Below are 15,508 nucleotides of genomic sequence, written 5' to 3'. Positions count from 1 at the left end.
CGGCCGTCCCACCACGTCGATCAGGCCGCCAGCGCGATGGCGATGATGATCGCGATCCCGATCACGGCGAGCCCGATCATCGCGGCGATCATCACCGGGCTCGGGCCGTTGGACTGCTGGGCGCTCGGATGGTGCGCCGTGAAATGCGCCGGCTGCACCGGCACGGGCTGCGACATTCCGGGCTGGGACACCCCCGGTTGGGACACCCCCGGTTGGGACAGCAGCGGCTGCGACGCGGGCGCCGGAGCGTACTGCTGCGGGGCGGGCGACGCGGCCGGGCGGTAGACGCCGGCCTGCGGGGTCGGGCCGGCCGCCGGTCGAGCCGCGCCGGCCGGCGTCGCCTGCGGACGCGGTTGCTGACGCATCGCCGATACCAGCGCGTCGCTGAACTGCCGGCAGGTGGCGAAGCGATCCTCGGGCTCCTTCGCCATGGCCTTGGCGATCACCGAGTCGACCGCGAGCGGCACCGACCGATTGACCTGCGAAAGCCGCGGCACCGGCGCGCTCAGATGAGCGGAGATGACGTCCGCGGTGCTCTCGCCGCGGAACGGCACCCGGCCGGCCATCAGGTGAAAGACGGTGGCGGCCAACGAATACTGGTCGGTGCGGCCGTCCACCTCTTGTCCCTTGAGCTGCTCGGGCGACGCATATGACAGCGTGGCCAGCACGGTGCCGGCGGTCGTCAGTGTGTCGACGTCGTCCGCGAGCTTGGCGACACCGAAGTCGGTGAGCATGATCCGCTGCTCGTCGCGCTCCCCGGCGCCGGACAGCAGGATGTTGGCGGGCTTGATGTCGCGGTGCAGCAACCCTTTTCGGTGCGCGTGATCGAGTCCTGCGGCGATCGCCCCGGCGATCTCCACCGCACGCGCGACCGGCAGCCCGGCGGGCGTCTTGGCGAGTTCCTGGGCGCAGTCGCTGCCCGAGACATACTGCATCGCGATCCACAGCTGGCCGTCGGCCCGGCCCCGGTTGTAGATCGTGACGATGTTCGGATGATCGAGCGTGGCCGCCACCTCGGCCTCCCGCAGGAATCGCTTGCGGAACTGTTCGTCGGCGCCGACCTGCTCCTTGAGCACCTTGAGGGCATCACTGCGCGGCAGCTCCGGGTGGCGCGCCAGATAGACGGCGCCCATGCCGCCGGAGCCGAGCAGGCGCTCGATCCGATACCCGGCGATCCAGGATCCAGCCTGCAGCATCCCCATCCCTCCGTCGGCGCGCGCTATGAACGTCCATAGCGTACATAGGCGCCACCACGCGCTATATCCAGTGAACGACCCACACCGACGCAGCTGCTGCTGGTGCCCGGCCTCAGTCGATGGACCGGGGCGCCGCCGCCGACTCGACCACCTCGGCGACCTCGACCGGATCCAGCGTCTCCGCCGAGGCCGTCATCCAGTCCCGATGCCACGCCTGCGGCGGATGCGTCAGCAGCTGCCGATGCTCGAGCCACTCGAAGAGGTCGTAGTAGGTCATCGTCACCTGCGGGTCGACGCGGCGGAACAGCTTGCGAGGCGTGAGCTGCTCGAACGAATCGAGACCCATGGACGCGACGATCTGCATCGCCGAATTCACCGTCTTCTGCTGGTACTGGTAGACGCGCTGGATCTTGTCGGAGACCACCAGTGCGCGGGCGCGCTTGGGATCCTGCGTCGCCACCCCGACCGGACACGCGTTGGTGTGGCACTTCTGCGCCTGGATGCAGCCGACGGCGAACATCATCGCGCGGGCCGAGAGCGTGAAATCAGCGCCCTGACAGATCCTTTTGACGATGTCGATGCCCGTGGCCACCTTGCCGCTGGCGCCGATCCGAATCTGCTCCCTCAGGCCGACGCCGACGAGCGAGTTGTGCACGAACATCAGGCCCTCGGTCAGCGGCATGCCGACATGGTCCTCGAACTCGACCGGTCCCGCGCCGGTGCCGCCCTCGGAGCCGTCGACGATGATGAAGTCGGGCGAGATGCCCGTGGCCAGCATGCCTTTGCAGAGGGCCAGAAACTCGCGCTTGGACCCGATGCACAGCTTGAATCCGACCGGCTTCCCGCCGGACAGCTCGCGCAGCCGGGCGATGAACTCCATGAGTTCGATCGGGGTGCTGAAGGCGTTGTGCACGGGCGGCGAGACCACCGTCGTCCCGACGGCCACCCCGCGGGCGGCCGCGACCTCGGCGTTCACCTTGGCCCCGGGGAGCAGGCCGCCGAGACCGGGCTTGGCGCCCTGGGAGAGCTTGATGTTGATGGCCTTCACCTGATCGATCCGGGCACGTTCGGCGAACTTGTCCGGGTCGAAGCGGCCGTCATCGGTCCGGCAGCCGAAGTAGCCCGACGCGATCTCCATGATCAGATCCCCGCCGTGCTTGCGATGGTGGACGCTGATCGACCCCTCGCCGGTGTCGTGGGCGAATCCGCCGAGCGCCGCGCCGCCGTTGAGCGACTCGATCGCATTGCCCGACAACGATCCGAAGCTCATGGCCGACACGTTCATCAGCGCGATGTCATACGGCTGGGTGCAGTCCGGGCCGCCGAGTCGCACGCGCGGCTGCGGGCCGTCCGGCTTGGGCTTGGCGCGCAGGGAATGCGCGACGAACTCGTAGCCGACGGCATTGACATCACGCTGGGTGCCGAACGGCTCCTCGCCGTGGTTGCCCTTGGCCCGGTCGTACACCAGATCGCGCAGCTCCCGATCGAACGGGCGGCCCTCCGTATTGGCTTCGATGAAGTACTGCCGGATCTCCGGGCGGATCTCCTCGAGCAGGAACCGCATGTGTCCGACAATCGGATAGTTGCGGGTCACCGAGTGGTGTTTCTGGATCAGGTCGTACACGCCGACCAGTCCGGCCGCCAACCCGGCGCCGGCGATGAGCCACCATCCCCAGGCGCCGGTGGCCCAGGCCAGGGCACCGAACGCGAGTCCCACAACAAACACTGAGATCACCGCGAGTACGCGCATGGCGCTTATCGTGACACCGATCACTAATCAGTTCTTGCCGAACGCAAAGACTGCCCGCTATCGCCTGGTCAAGCGGGCGGCACCGGCCCGGTGTCGGCGAGCGGCTGGACTACGGTCGTCTGTTCGGGCAGCAGCGGCACGACGGCGAACCGACCGCCGCGGGCATCGGCGGGCAGGGCCTCGACCGCCCGCACGCCCGGCTCGGCCGCATAACGCCGCAATATCGACGCGTCCGCCCGCACCACCAGCCCGATGACGCAGTCGCCGCCGTGGCTCAGCCGGGCCGCCACGACGGCGGCCACCTGGTCGTCGCGAGTCGGCGGATCCGACGGGGCGCCGGCGTCCGCCGCGATCTTCCACGACGCCGCCGCGGGTGCCGCGTTCAGCGCCGCCGCGGAGGACACCGGCACCATCGTGGTCGGGGTCTGGACGTTGGGGATGGACACGTGCAGCGCCGCCTGCGACAGGAGCACGTCCCGGTCGGCCGCGGGACCGGCGACGAACGTCCAGGCCTGTTCGGCGGTGACCGGCCGGGTCAACGACACCAGCGCCCAGCGCGACCCGGTCGCCCGATCCAACGATGCGCGCGCCCGGGCCAGATAGTGGTCGACCGGCTCACCCGACGTCGGCCCCACCGCATCGTCCGAGACGGGCGCGCGGCGCTGCGGGTTGGCATTCCCGATCAACCAGAGCGCCCCGACCAACGCCACGATCACGACTATCACGATCGCGGGGGTCCGCCACGACGGAATCGGTTGGCGCTCTTGCTCGTCGGGCTCACTCGCCACGCAGGACGTCCAATGCGTGCTGCAGATCGTCCGGGTACGGACTGGTGAACTCGACCTGACGGCCGTCGGCGGGATGCGCGAACGACAACGCGCGGGCATGCAGCCACTGCCGTTCCAGACCGAGCTTGCGGGCCAGCACCGGGTCGCCGCCGTACGTCGGGTCGCCGCAGCACGGGTGATGCAGCGCCGAGAAATGCACGCGGATCTGGTGGGTCCGGCCGGTCTCCAGGTGCACGTCCAACAGGCTTGCGGCCGCGAACATCTCGATCGTGTCGTAGTGGGTGATGCTCGGCTTGCCGCCGGCGACGACCGCGAATTTCCAGTCATTGCCGCGATGACGGCCGATCGGCGCATCGATGGTGCCCACCGGCGGATCCGGATGTCCTTGCACCAGAGCGTGATAGCGCTTGTCCACGGTGCGCTGCTTGAAGGCCCGCTTGAGCAGGGTGTAGGCGCGTTCGGAGGTCGCGACCACCATGACGCCCGAGGTACCGACGTCCAGGCGGTGGACGATCCCCTGGCGCTCATGCGCGCCCGAGGTGGAGATCCGGAAACCGGCGGCCGCGAGACCGCCGATCACCGTGGGCCCGCTCCAGCCGACCGACGGGTGCGCCGCGACGCCGACCGGCTTGTCGACGACGACGATGTCCTCGTCGGAGTACAGCACCGCCATCCCCGGGACCGGTTCCGGGTCGATCTCCAGCGGCCGTTCCGGTTCCGGCAGCAGCACTTCCAGCCAGCTGCCCGCGGTCAGGCGCTGCGATTTCGTGACGGCCGAGCCGTCCAGGCTGACCTCGCCGGCATCGGCGAGGCCCGCCGCCACCGTCCGCGACAGTCCGAGGAGGCGCGCGACACCCGCGTCGACGCGCATGCTGTCCAGGCCGTCCGGCACCGGCATCGATCGCGACTCACGCATCGGAATCCTCCGGGCGGGAGTCGGCGTCGCCGTCCGGCTCGTCCCGCAGCCGGGTGCCGTCCATCTCGAAACCGAAGAGCGTCAACACGACCAGGCCGACGGCACCGCACACCACGGCCGAGTCGGCGAGGTTGAACACCGGCCACCAGCCGACCGAGATGAAGTCGACGACATGCCCGCGCAGCGGCCCCGGGGCCCGGACCATACGGTCCGTCAGATTGCCCAGCGCGCCGCCGAGCACCAGCCCGAGCCCGATTGCCCACCAGATCGACCGCAGCCGCCGGCTGAACTTGATGATGCCGATCACCACCGCCAGCGCGACCAGCGTCAGGACCCAGGTGTAGCCGGTCCCCATCGAGAAGGCGGCGCCGCTGTTGCGGACCAGCTTCAGGGTGACGGTGTCACCGATGATCTGCACCGGGTCGCCCTCGGTGAGATTCGCGACCACGATCACCTTGCTGACGATGTCGGCCACCCACGCGAACAGCGCGACGCCGATCAGGATCAGCAGGATCTTGCGGTTCCGCGGGATAGCCGCGCGGTCGGCGGGCCGAGGATCGTCGTCGGGCCCCGGACCCTCATCAGGTACAGGCAGGTCCGTCGGGCTCGTCACGCGTCTATTGTCCACGGTCGCGAAATGGTCGCCATCTAGGGTGGGCCCGTGCCTGCCTCCCGCGATCCACGTCCCCAGCATCCGCGTCGCGCTCGCCGCCGCGCCCGCACCACGATCGCGAGCGAGGGTGTTCCGGTCGTGCTCGTCCCGGTCGTTCTGGTCGCCGTCCTGCTTGTCACCGCGGCCTGCGGCTCGGATCACAAGTCGGCGGCTCCGGTGTCCGGTTGCACGACCGACTCGACCAGCGGCGTACAGGGCTCGGCGCTGCTGCCCGTGCCGCCGGCGCAGGTGACGGTGCTCAATCCGGGTGCCGACCCGAAGTCCTCGATCGCGTACCGACCCGATCGGGCCGCACCGCAGCAGGTGACGCTCACCGCGACGTCGGCGCTGAACAGCTCGGCGGGACCGGCCGGGCCGCAGTCGAATACGACCTCGGTGACCATGCCCCTGACCGCCCGCGCCCACTGCGTCGACGCGACCGACGTCGAGATGACGATCGGCGCAGCGACCTCCCCGGACGCCGACTTGAATTCGGCCCTGAAGGCGACGAAGGATTCGCAGGCCGGGATGGCGATGGGTCCCGGCCTCGCCCCGATCTCCCTGCGGATCCTGCCGGCGAAATCGGCGAACGACGCGGCGCGCCAAGCGATCGAGTCGTCGCTGGTCGGCAGCCTGCAGCGGTCGGTCACCGTGCCGACCGATGTGCCGCTGGGGATCGGCGCGCAGTGGCGTACCGAGCGGACTGTCGATTCCGGAACCCAGGTCAAACAGACGATCACCGCCACGCTGCGTGCTCGTGACGGTGATCGGCTGACTATTGATTTTTCGATCGACGAATCGCCGCTCAATTCGGTGTTCGCCATCCCGGGCAGCACCCAGACGCTGACGATCGACACCTACACGATGGCCGGCACCGGTTCGGTGGTGCTCGACCTCGGTCGGGGCCTGCCGGTGACCGGAAATCTGACCATCTCGGGCGGCCGCACGTTGTCCGGGGACGACCCCACCAACCCGCTGATCCAGCAGATGAGTTTCACCGACAGCTGGCAGTGAAACTCATCCGCCGAAGCGATATCAGCTGGTTGCCGGGCACATCTTGGTCTTGACGCCCAGTCCGTCGGACAGGGTGCAGACCGTGTTCGACGACAGCTTCCAGCGGCCCTGGTCGAAGACGATCTGCGCGGGAACGGTCTGCGGCGGGTTGTTCGGCAGCGTGACCTGGACGTTGACCTTGGCAGTGTCCGGGTTCGAGGCGTCACGCAGCGGGATGCCGGTGAACTTCCAGGTGATGCCCGGGTTCTTCTGGAACCCCTGGACCAGCTTGTCGAAGATGGTCGGATCGGCCTGCGAGCCCTGAACCAGCTTGGTCTTCTGCGTCGACGGGATGCTCGGGTCGAGCGCCTGCTTGAGCATCGCATCCAGAGCGGAGGCCGGCGGTGGCGTGTTGGGATTGGTCATCGGATCGGCCGAGGCGCTGCTGCTCGCGCTGGTGGTCGTCGACGTCTGCGACGGTCCGCTGTTATCGCTGCAGGCCCCAATCGAGGCGGCGGCGATCAGGGCTAGTCCGGCGGTCAGTACTCGCTTCAAGGTGATTCCTCATCGTCGTGAATCCCGGCCCGGAATGTCCAGGCGGGCGTTTTGGGCTCGCCCCACTATGCCAAACGCAGCCGAGCAAGGCCCACTTCGTCACCACTTGCTGCGGTTTTGGGCTTAGGTCTTTGACGCGCACCGGCCGGCGGGTCACAGTGGGCCGGTGACCACGCCCGACCGTACCGGCATCCACGATCCCGGCGTCCCAACCATCGTCCTGCTCGCGACGGGCGGCACGATCGCGGCGCGGTCGGGTGCGGCCGGCGCCCAGCCCGTGGTGTCGGGCGGAGATCTCGCCGGGCAGGCCGCCGGGGCTCCCGATGTGCCGATCCGCGTCCGGGATCTGGCGGCCGCCGACAGCGCCGCGCTCACCCCGGCCGACCAGGACGCGGTGCGCCGCGCCGTCGCCGACGCCCTCGTCGACCCCGCGGTCGGCGGCGTGGTGATCCTCCACGGCACCGACACCCTCGAAGAGACCGCGATGCTCATCGACCTGAGCCACACCGATCCGCGGCCTGTCGTCATCACCGGCGCTCAGCGCAGCAACGACCACCCGGATGCTGATGGGCCGGCGAATCTGGGATTGGCGATCGCCACCGCGGCCGATCCGGCGGCCCGCGGCCGTGGTGTCCTGCTGGCTTTCGCCGGGTCGGTGATGCCGGTGCGCGGAATCATCAAGGCCGACACCACCGCGGCCGCGGCATTCACCGGTCCGCTCCGGCCGCTCGCCAGGATTCCGGTCGCACCGGCGGATATCGCCGCGCACCGCGTGGACATCATCGCGCTGCATCCGGGTGCCGACTCCGCGATGCTCGACTGGCATGCGACGCAGGGGGCGCGAGCGATCGTGTTGCAGGCGAACGGTTCCGGCAACACGCATCCCTACATCGTCGGCGCGGTCGGCCGATTGACCGCCGACGGAGTGGTGGTCGTCGTGTCCACGCGGGTGCCGTTCGGGCCCGTCGAGGCGGTCTACGGCGGAGGCGGCGGGGCGGTCGACCTGGTCGCCGCCGGCGCGATCATCTCGACCTGGCTGCGGCCCCCACAAGCCCGGATCGCCCTCATGGCGCTGCTCGCGGCGGGCGCCGACACGGCCGCGATCGCCGACTTCTTCCGCCGCACCGTCCCGGAGCCGTGAATCCGGCCCGGCTCAGTCCAGGCTGCGCAGCGGGTCGGCGGCGGTCAGATCCGGGTCCGCAGCATCCAGGTTCTTGCTGAAACCCGGCCCGCTGCTGCGGGTTTCGAAACGGACCGTCACGACACCGTGACCGCTGCCCTGCACCCACCCGTGGCCGTGCACCGGATGCACGACGTCGGCGCCCGTCCGCCAGCCGACGGTGTCGCCCGGGATCTGCACCCGCTCGGGCACCGCCGGGCCGTCGTCGGGCGGTGCGGCATCGCCGGAGGCAACCGGGTCAAGATTGTCGGCGTCGGGGCCGTCCAGCTCCGGGAACATCGAAAACTGTTGCACCGCGGATAAACCCGAATAGCTGACGCCGACCAATCGCACCGGGCCGATCTCCAGTGGATCGAGTACCAGCCGCCCTGCGGCGGCCAACAGTGTCGGCAACTCGGTCGTCGCGGCCGACAGGGTCGCCGACCGGGTCAGGATCGACATGTCAGCCTTCTTCATCTTCACCACAACGGTTTTCGCGCCACGCCCATCTTCCAGCAACCGCCGGTGCGCATGCGTACCGGCCGACTCCACCGCACGCCGCAACTGCCCCAGCTCGACCAGGTCGGTGGCGAAGGTCGACTCCGCACTGATCTGCTTCGCCTCGGCGCGTTCGGCGACCGGCCGATCGTCGTACCCTTGCGCGAGCAGATGCAGCGCCGGGCCGATGGTGGTGCCGAGCACCGATTCCACTTCGGCCCGCGACATCCGTGCGAGGTCGCCGATCGTGTCGATTCCCAAGCGCTGCAACCGATCTCCCGCGACCGGGCCGATTCCCCACAGCTTGCGCACCGGCAGCGGGTGCAGGAACGCCAGCTCGCTCCCCTGCTCGATCGCCACTACCCCGTCCGGCTTGGCGAGGCCGGAGGCGATCTTCGCGATCTGCTTTCCGCTGCCCACGCCGACCGAGGCCGCCAGCCCGGTCGCCTCGCGCACAGCGGCTCGGAGTCGCTCCGCGAATTCGACCGCGGTCGTCCGATCGGCCCCGGTCAGCTCGTCGGGTTCCGCGAAGGCCTCGTCGAACGACAGCGTTTCGATGACCGGCACCAGCTCGCGGACGGCGGCGAACACCTTGCCGCTGACCTCCCGGTAGACCGCGCCGCGCGGCGGCAGCACCACGGCGGTGGCGCCGACCAGCCGGCGAGCCTGATGCATCGGCATCGCCGACCGGGCGCCGAAAACCCGCGCCTCGTAGCTGGCCCCCGCCACCACGCCGCGACCTCCGGCACCACCGACGAGCACCGGCCGTCCGCGCAGCGTCGGACGGGTGAGCTGTTCCACCGAGGCGAAGAACGCATCCATGTCGATGTGCAGCACCCACCGGGCACGCGACGACGATGGGCTGCTCACACGCCGATCCTAGGTCGACTGCAGCCGGCCACCCCGCGCAGTCGTCGTCTAGTCGAGGTCGACCCGGACGGTCAGGAGTTCGGTGCCCACGAGACGGACAAGCAGGCTGTTCAGCCACGGCAATTGCTTGAGGCGGGCCCTGGCGTCATCGTCGTCGAGAATCGACGCCGTCCCAGACCGCCAGGCGCCGGCCACCTGCAGACGCACCCGACCGTCTGCCTCGATATTGCGTACGTACTGCGCTCGCCGGCCGAACTCGGTGACGAGCCAGAACGTCGAACCGTCGAGCCGACCCCCGATCGGCGTTGCTCTGGGTAGGCCGGACTTGCGGCCGATGGTTTCCAAGACCGCCTCGCCAGGTAAGTGTCGCGCGATGCGGCGCGCGATCGGATTGGCCACGTGACGCTGGACAGCCAGGACCACACGTTCCCAGCGCGTCATGCCGACGCACCCGCCTCGACGGGCACCCCCGAGCGTCCGGCCCGCCAAATCCCCACCCGGACAACGAGACCGCCAACGGTCCGCCACATCCACCGCGACGGAGGCATGCGATAGCTGAGCCTGGTATGCGGCGCATAGAGGAGGTCACCACTGCTTTCGCGGCTGAGCCAACCGGTCATGACGATTTGCCGTTGTCCGATAGTGCCTTCGGCGAACCAGTGTCCGGTGAGCCCAGCACGCCGTTGTCCTGTGGGCGCCAGCTGTTCGGGTACAGACAAGGCGAGGCGGCCATCTTTGCCGGTGCCGGTCACGGTGGCCGGTGCCACCACCGGATAGCCGTCCGTGCCCACCCAACCGAGAAGTCTGTGCGGCTGCGCGTTGAACATTCTGGCGGCACGTGCGCCGCTGACGCGCGGGCCGGTCCCCTTGGCGGGAGGCTTCTGGGATTCGGCAGGCTGGGCGTCCCACTCACGACCGATGACGGTCGGCGCGCCGCGACAATCGAGGTCCGGGAACGCGATGATGCGCTGAGCCCGGACACGCACGATCACCCGGTCCCAGAAGAACGGCGCCAACCACCAGTCCCAGAAGAAGCCGCCCAGATCCTCGGGCGTCAACGTCGCGCTTCGCCGACCATCGCCGTTGGAGCGCTCCCACCAGCCGGTGAACAACGCCGCCAGCGCGTCGCGGTCCGTCTCCCAGGAGAACTCGGCGTCGCCCTGAACCACGACGTACTGGTTGCCGCTGCCGGTGCCATGCTCCCGGGCATGAAAGACCAGCGACAGCTTGGGATTTCGCTGGAGTCGCTGAAGCTTCTTGAATGCCGCCAGATCGCTCGTGAACGTCGCGGTGCGGGTGGCAGGGTCCCATCCGAAGTTGTTGACCGGCGTCAGCACCACTCCCTTGAGTGGTGTGACCTGGGCGAGAATCACGCCGAGATCACCGGCGAGCACGCTCTCGAGTTCCGACAGCTCCGCGGTTGCCGCGTCCATATGACAATCCTCCAATGCTCGCCGAATAGGCTTTGAAATGCAGATTAATAAAGGACAGTACGTCTAGAAACATTATCATACGGATCGTCTTGTAATATTGTCTGCATGTCGCCGCGGCCTCCCGGACGGCCCCGCAGCAGCACTGCGCGCCGGTCCATCATCAAGGCGACCCTGTCTCTCGTGAACGAGCGCGGATATGGCGCCGCCACCATGGAGGAGATCGCCCGCCGCGCCGGGGTTTCGAAGCAGACCGTGTACCGCTGGTGGCCGTCGCCGGCCGCCATCGTCCTCGAAGCAATCAATGAGGGCGCAAGCCGCGCCGCGCCACTACCGGACAGTGGCGACTTCGACGCCGACCTGCGTGAATTCATTCGACGCAGCGTCGATGGCGCGCAACGCAGCGGCAGGTTGCTGACCGCGCTGATGTCGGAGGCCCAGCGCAACCCCGACTTCGCCATGTCGTTTCGCACCGAGTTCCTCGCGCATCGGCGCAACATCCTCTACGAATTGCTGGACCGCGCCCGCCGCCGCGGCGCGATCCGGCAAGACGCCGATCTGGCGCTCGCTGTCGAGATCTTCTTCGGCACGCTGTGGTACCGACTACTCGCCGACGCGGGGCCTGTCGACAGCAGGTTCGCCGACAGCCTCACCGGCGCCCTCCTCGCCTTGATCACGCCGCGCCAGTCGCCATAGTCGAGCTCACCCTGCAACGATGCGAAACATCGGGAGCTGCGCGGCCACGCGGGCCATCGTCGCGTCATCCGATTCGGCATCGATCGGCTCCGGCAGCATCGCCTTGACCTCCCAGCCCCACCGCCGGACGTATTCGCGCAGCACCTCGATCGTGGCCGGATCGTCGGCGGCGAGTTCCTGCGCGGTGAAAGCTTCGGTCCGGCGCCCGACGCGCAGCTCGGCGGCACCGCCGGCGGCGCGCAGATTGCGGACCCACTGCGTCGTGCCGCGCGGCGCGATCAGGAAGCGTTCGCCCTCGATATTCAGCGGGTTCACCGCAATACGCTGGGGCGTCCCGCTCTTGCGGCCGGTCACGATCAGCTCCGAGCTGCCGTACAGCGAGATGCCATGGCGGGCCAGCCAGGTGATCGAGGCGTTCATTCCGCGTTCGAACCGCCCCGTCGGGGCCTTGTAGTAGGTCGATGCAGATCCGGCGTTCATAGTGTTCCCTTCGATGGAGTTTTCGAGAGCACCGCTCTCGCTTGTTGTTGAGTCTGCACCGCCCGCGCGACAAATGCAAGAGCAGTGCTCTCATTTATGAAATAGTGGCGGCATGCCCGAGAAGAAATCCCGCGCCCAGAGCCGCGCCGAGATCGAAAGACGCATCGTCGAGCTCGGTCGCGAACACCTCGCCCGCGACGGCGCCGCCGGTCTGTCCCTGCGGGCCATCGCGCGCGATATGAACATGGTGTCGTCGGCCGTCTATCGCTATGTCGCCACCCGCGACGATCTCCTCACCCTGCTGCTCATCGACAGCTACCAAGAACTCGCCGACACCGTCCACGCGGCCCTAGACGACATCGACCCGGATTCCCATCGACAGCGATTGATGCTCGCGTGCAAGGCCTTTCGTTCCTGGGCCGTCGCCGAGCCGGCTCGGTACGCGCTGCTATACGGCAGCCCGGTGCCCGGCTATCGCGCCCCGGCCGAGCAGACCGTCGCCCCCGGCACCGCCGTCGTCGCCCTGCTCCTCGGCGAGCTGGCGGCCGCGCACGCCGCGGGCGTCACCGCGGACCCGCCTCCCGAATGGTCGGCCCCGGAACTCGCGCCGGCATTCGCGGCCATCCGCGACGAGTTCGCCGTCGCGCTTCCGGACTGGCTGTTCGCCCGCGCGGTGGGACTGTGGAGCGGTCTCGTCGGCGCAGTGAACCTGGAGGTCTTCGGCCAGTACGGCACCGACACCTTCGACCGGCCCGATCTGCTGTTCGAACTGCTCATGGAACAACTGCTCGGCCCTGTGCTGCCATGACGATCTGTGTCCGCTAACTGCGGCGATGTCGCGAGAACCCGCGCCTGTCAGACCCGGCGGGTAGCGTCGCTCTCAAGCGGCACGACAACCGACACCGACGGGATCTCCGGCATGGGCGACGCACACCTGGTCACGGCCAACACGCCCCTGCCCGACCCCGATCAGCCGGTCTCCAGCCGCCCGGCCGCCGAGGCATTCCTCGCGAAGATCTGCTTCAAGGTCGGTCCGCCCGCGCTGGTGGGCGTCGAGGTCGAATGGATCACCACGACCCCCGACGGATCCCGCCCCAGCGTGCCGACGCTGGCCCGATTGCTCGGGCCGCACGCTCCTGTCAGCGTCTCCCCCGACTCGCCGCATCTCCCCCTTCCCGATGGGAGCCTGGTCTCCGTCGAGCCCGGCGGGCAACTCGAATTATCTTCGCAGCCAGTCGAATCCGTTTCTGAACTGCGCAACCGCATCGATCGCGACACGGTCGCCCTGCGGGAACTGTTGCGCGGCCGGCTCCATCTCCATTCGCGCGCGGACGACAAGCGCCGCGCCGACCAGGTGCTCACCGTTCCCCGCTACCGGGCGATGCGTGCGCGGTACAACGCCATCGGTCCGCTCGGCCGCTGGATGATGTGCAATACGGCCGCGATACAGGTCTGCCTGGATGCCGGGCGCGACGACGCGGAGATCGCCGACCGGTGGCAGATGCTGCACGATGTCGGCCCCGCGCTCTGCGCCGCGTTCGCCAACTCGCGCGGCCGCGCGGGCGACGAGGACCGGTCCGGCCCGGTGAGCGCGTCGGCTCGGATGCGCGCGTGGCACGGCCTCGACCCGGTCCGCGATGTTCCCACGTTCGGAGCTCCCGGCCTCGGCACTGATGCCCGGTCACCCCGAACCGACTACCCCCGACGAGTTCTCGCAACGCCGCTGCTGTGCGTGCGGCGCGGCGACGATGACTGGTCCGCCCCGGACATCACCTTCGGCGACTGGATCGACGGGAACTGCGGCGATCTCGATCGAGCGCCCACCTATGCCGACCTCCGCTACCACGCCACCACGGTCTTCGGGGCCGTCCGGCCGCAGGGACACCTGGAGGTCCGCTACCTCGATGCGCAGCCCCCCGGCGGGTGGCTCGTCCCGACCGCCGTCCTGGCCGCCCTGGCCGCTACGCCCCAGGCCGTTGCCGAGGCGTCCGAGATCGCCCGCGCGACGTCAGGAGGCTGGGTCGAGGCCGCTGTCGACGGACTCGACGATCCGCAATTACGTTCGGCCGCAGCATCCTTGACCGAGCTCGCGACCGGCCTGACCGACGACTGCACGCTGCGCGCGATCCTGGGCCGTGATGCCGGCCGTATCGCCCGCGGCGAACGCCCACACGCGCAAGACACCGTCCGCGAAGGAGCCGCCGCCCGATGACCGTCACCGATACCGCCGAACTCTCCAACGAGAACCTCCGCGCCCGGCTCGCTCAGGAGCTGACCGCCGCCCGCGCCCGCACCGCGCTGCTGACGGAGTCGGTCGACGACGCCGACCTGGCGGCACAGCACTCGCCGCTGATGAGTCCGCTCGTCTGGGATCTGGCGCATATCGGCAACCAGGAGGAGCTCTGGCTGGTCCGGGACGTCGGCGGGCGCGAGCCGGTGCGCAGCGACATCGACAGCCTGTACGACGCGTTCCAGCACCCGCGCCGGAGCCGCCCGACGCTGCCGCTGCTGGATCCCGCCCAATCCCGCCAGTACGTCCAGCAGGTTCGCACCAAGGCGCTCGACGTGCTGGATCAGGCGGTGCTGCAGGGTGATCCGCTGATCGAGCGCGGCTTCGTCTTCGCGATGATCGCCCAGCACGAGCAGCAGCACTGCGAAACCATGCTCGCCACCCACCAATTGCGCAGCGGCCCGCCGGTGCTGTCGTCAGCGCCGCCACCCGCGGCCGCGCCGGTGGTAGCGGACGAGGTGATCGTGCCCGCCGGCGAATTCGAGATGGGCACCAGCACCCATCCGTGGGCGCTCGACAACGAGCGGCAGGCCCACCGCGCCTCCACCGGCACCTACGCGATCGACCGCTACCCCACCACCAACGGCGAGTACCTCGAGTTCATCGCCGATGACGGCTACGGCCGCGAAGAGCTGTGGTCGGCCGAGGGCTGGCGGCACCACACGAAGGCCGGGCTGACCGCGCCGCAGTTCTGGGAGCAGGACGCATCCGGTTGGTACCGAACCGAATTCGGCCGCGTCGTGCCGATCGATCCCGCCCAGCCGGTCGTACACGTCTGCTACTACGAGGCGCAGGCGTACGCGCGCTGGCGCGGCAAGCGGCTGCCCACCGAGATCGAGTGGGAGAAGGCCGCCCGCTTCGACCCCGGCAGCAACACCAGCCGCGCATACCCGTGGGGCCACGACGAACCGGACGCGACGCGCGCCAATCTCGGCCAGCGACACCTCGCCCCGGCACCGATCGGAGCCTATCCGGGCGGCGCCTCACCACTGGGCGTGCATCAGCTGATTGGTGATGTCTGGGAGTGGACCTCGTCAGATTTCGTGCCCTACAGCGGGTTCCGCGCCTATCCGTACGACGAATACTCACTGGTGTTCTTCGGCTCCGACTACAAAGTGCTTCGCGGCGGTTCCTTCGCGACCGATCCGGTGGTCGCCCGCAGCACCTTCCGCAACTGGGACTACCCGATCCGCCGGCAGATCTTCTCCGGATTCCGGTTGGCCCGGGACCTCTGA

16 protein-coding genes are annotated in these 15,508 nt (G+C 69.0%); 6 read left to right on the top strand and 10 right to left on the bottom strand.

The window, feature by feature from the left end:
- Positions 1 to 20: 20 nt before the first annotated feature.
- From G341_RS0113500 to lspA, 5 genes are all read right to left on the bottom strand, one after another.
- The gene (locus G341_RS0113500) at positions 21 to 1,196 is read right to left on the bottom strand and encodes a serine/threonine-protein kinase (protein WP_018179680.1); all 1,176 of its coding nucleotides are present in this window, start codon (positions 1,194 to 1,196) and stop codon (positions 21 to 23) included.
- Between the two features lie 112 nt (positions 1,197 to 1,308).
- Complete coding sequence (locus tag G341_RS0113495) at positions 1,309 to 2,946, bottom strand: FMN-binding glutamate synthase family protein (RefSeq protein WP_018179679.1); 1,638 nt, start codon at positions 2,944 to 2,946, stop codon at positions 1,309 to 1,311.
- Positions 2,947 to 3,014: 68 nt separating this feature from the next.
- Positions 3,015 to 3,734, bottom strand: a complete 720-nt coding sequence (locus G341_RS0113490; protein WP_018179678.1) for a hypothetical protein — start codon at positions 3,732 to 3,734, stop codon at positions 3,015 to 3,017.
- Positions 3,724 to 4,650, bottom strand: coding sequence for an RluA family pseudouridine synthase (locus G341_RS0113485; protein WP_018179677.1), 927 nt, complete (start codon positions 4,648 to 4,650; stop codon positions 3,724 to 3,726). Before G341_RS0113485 ends, G341_RS0113490 begins: the two co-directional genes overlap by 11 nt.
- On the bottom strand, positions 4,643 to 5,263 hold the full coding sequence (lspA, locus tag G341_RS22050) for a signal peptidase II (RefSeq protein ID WP_051092798.1): 621 nt from the start codon (positions 5,261 to 5,263) through the stop codon (positions 4,643 to 4,645). The genes G341_RS0113485 and lspA overlap by 8 nt, the downstream gene beginning before the upstream one ends.
- A 48-nt stretch (positions 5,264 to 5,311) precedes the next feature.
- On the opposite strand from lspA, the gene G341_RS0113475 reads away from it, so the two are divergent.
- The gene (locus G341_RS0113475; protein WP_245556991.1) at positions 5,312 to 6,316 is read left to right on the top strand and encodes a hypothetical protein; all 1,005 of its coding nucleotides are present in this window, start codon (positions 5,312 to 5,314) and stop codon (positions 6,314 to 6,316) included.
- A 21-nt stretch (positions 6,317 to 6,337) separates the two neighbouring features.
- Here G341_RS0113475 and G341_RS0113470 read toward each other — a convergent pair whose 3' ends face one another.
- Positions 6,338 to 6,850, bottom strand: coding sequence for a WKL family lipoprotein (locus G341_RS0113470; RefSeq protein ID WP_018179673.1), 513 nt, complete (start codon positions 6,848 to 6,850; stop codon positions 6,338 to 6,340).
- A 166-nt stretch (positions 6,851 to 7,016) separates the two neighbouring features.
- On the opposite strand from G341_RS0113470, the gene G341_RS0113465 reads away from it, so the two are divergent.
- Complete coding sequence (locus G341_RS0113465; protein WP_018179672.1) at positions 7,017 to 7,991, top strand: asparaginase domain-containing protein; 975 nt, start codon at positions 7,017 to 7,019, stop codon at positions 7,989 to 7,991.
- 12 nt (positions 7,992 to 8,003) lie between these two features.
- On the opposite strand, the gene G341_RS0113460 is transcribed toward G341_RS0113465, so the two are convergent.
- From G341_RS0113460 to G341_RS0113450, 3 genes are read right to left on the bottom strand one after another with little or no spacing between them, the layout of a single operon-like run.
- Positions 8,004 to 9,377 carry a DNA polymerase IV gene (locus tag G341_RS0113460; RefSeq protein WP_018179671.1) on the bottom strand — a complete coding sequence of 458 codons (1,374 nt, stop codon included), beginning with the start codon at positions 9,375 to 9,377 and terminating at the stop codon, positions 8,004 to 8,006.
- 48 nt (positions 9,378 to 9,425) lie between these two features.
- Positions 9,426 to 9,818 carry a nitroreductase/quinone reductase family protein gene (locus G341_RS0113455; protein ID WP_018179670.1) on the bottom strand — a complete coding sequence of 131 codons (393 nt, stop codon included), beginning with the start codon at positions 9,816 to 9,818 and terminating at the stop codon, positions 9,426 to 9,428.
- On the bottom strand, positions 9,815 to 10,810 hold the full coding sequence (locus G341_RS0113450; protein ID WP_018179669.1) for a pyridoxamine 5'-phosphate oxidase family protein: 996 nt from the start codon (positions 10,808 to 10,810) through the stop codon (positions 9,815 to 9,817). The genes G341_RS0113455 and G341_RS0113450 overlap by 4 nt, the downstream gene beginning before the upstream one ends.
- A 105-nt stretch (positions 10,811 to 10,915) precedes the next feature.
- Between G341_RS0113450 and G341_RS0113445 the strand changes: the two genes are divergently transcribed.
- Positions 10,916 to 11,503, top strand: coding sequence for a TetR/AcrR family transcriptional regulator (locus G341_RS0113445; RefSeq protein ID WP_018179668.1), 588 nt, complete (start codon positions 10,916 to 10,918; stop codon positions 11,501 to 11,503).
- 6 nt (positions 11,504 to 11,509) lie between these two features.
- Here G341_RS0113445 and G341_RS0113440 read toward each other — a convergent pair whose 3' ends face one another.
- On the bottom strand, positions 11,510 to 11,983 hold the full coding sequence (locus G341_RS0113440) for a nitroreductase/quinone reductase family protein (RefSeq protein ID WP_018179667.1): 474 nt from the start codon (positions 11,981 to 11,983) through the stop codon (positions 11,510 to 11,512).
- Positions 11,984 to 12,095: 112 nt separating this feature from the next.
- Between G341_RS0113440 and G341_RS0113435 the strand changes: the two genes are divergently transcribed.
- The 3 genes from G341_RS0113435 to egtB all read left to right on the top strand — a co-directional run bounded on the left by G341_RS0113435 (position 12,096) and on the right by egtB (position 15,508).
- Positions 12,096 to 12,791, top strand: a complete 696-nt coding sequence (locus G341_RS0113435; RefSeq protein ID WP_018179666.1) for a TetR/AcrR family transcriptional regulator — start codon at positions 12,096 to 12,098, stop codon at positions 12,789 to 12,791.
- 111 nt (positions 12,792 to 12,902) lie between these two features.
- The gene (locus G341_RS0113430; protein WP_018179665.1) at positions 12,903 to 14,195 is read left to right on the top strand and encodes a glutamate-cysteine ligase family protein; all 1,293 of its coding nucleotides are present in this window, start codon (positions 12,903 to 12,905) and stop codon (positions 14,193 to 14,195) included.
- Complete coding sequence (egtB, locus tag G341_RS0113425) at positions 14,192 to 15,508, top strand: ergothioneine biosynthesis protein EgtB (RefSeq protein WP_018179664.1); 1,317 nt, start codon at positions 14,192 to 14,194, stop codon at positions 15,506 to 15,508. Before G341_RS0113430 ends, egtB begins: the two co-directional genes overlap by 4 nt.

The organism is Jongsikchunia kroppenstedtii DSM 45133 (assembly GCF_000380485.1).
In the GTDB taxonomy this organism is placed as follows: domain Bacteria; phylum Actinomycetota; class Actinomycetes; order Mycobacteriales; family Mycobacteriaceae; genus Jongsikchunia; species Jongsikchunia kroppenstedtii.
Note: the sequence above shows the minus strand (reverse complement) of the source record. Positions and strands in the feature narration are given on the sequence as shown.

Excerpts from the sequence above, each read along its gene's own strand:
- G341_RS0113455 (WP_018179670.1), bottom strand. The coding sequence starts at position 9,818 with ATGACGCGCTGGGAACGTGTGGTCCTGGCTGTCCAGCGTCACGTGGCC.
- G341_RS0113430 (WP_018179665.1), top strand. The coding sequence starts at position 12,903 with ATGGGCGACGCACACCTGGTCACGGCCAACACGCCCCTGCCCGACCCC.
- G341_RS0113450 (WP_018179669.1), bottom strand. The coding sequence starts at position 10,810 with ATGGACGCGGCAACCGCGGAGCTGTCGGAACTCGAGAGCGTGCTCGCC.
- G341_RS0113495 (WP_018179679.1), bottom strand. The coding sequence starts at position 2,946 with ATGCGCGTACTCGCGGTGATCTCAGTGTTTGTTGTGGGACTCGCGTTC.
- G341_RS0113500 (WP_018179680.1), bottom strand. The coding sequence starts at position 1,196 with ATGCTGCAGGCTGGATCCTGGATCGCCGGGTATCGGATCGAGCGCCTG.
- G341_RS0113440 (WP_018179667.1), bottom strand. The coding sequence starts at position 11,983 with ATGAACGCCGGATCTGCATCGACCTACTACAAGGCCCCGACGGGGCGG.
- G341_RS0113445 (WP_018179668.1), top strand. The coding sequence starts at position 10,916 with ATGTCGCCGCGGCCTCCCGGACGGCCCCGCAGCAGCACTGCGCGCCGG.
- G341_RS0113485 (WP_018179677.1), bottom strand. The coding sequence starts at position 4,650 with ATGCGTGAGTCGCGATCGATGCCGGTGCCGGACGGCCTGGACAGCATG.
- egtB (WP_018179664.1), top strand. The coding sequence starts at position 14,192 with ATGACCGTCACCGATACCGCCGAACTCTCCAACGAGAACCTCCGCGCC.
- G341_RS0113435 (WP_018179666.1), top strand. The coding sequence starts at position 12,096 with ATGCCCGAGAAGAAATCCCGCGCCCAGAGCCGCGCCGAGATCGAAAGA.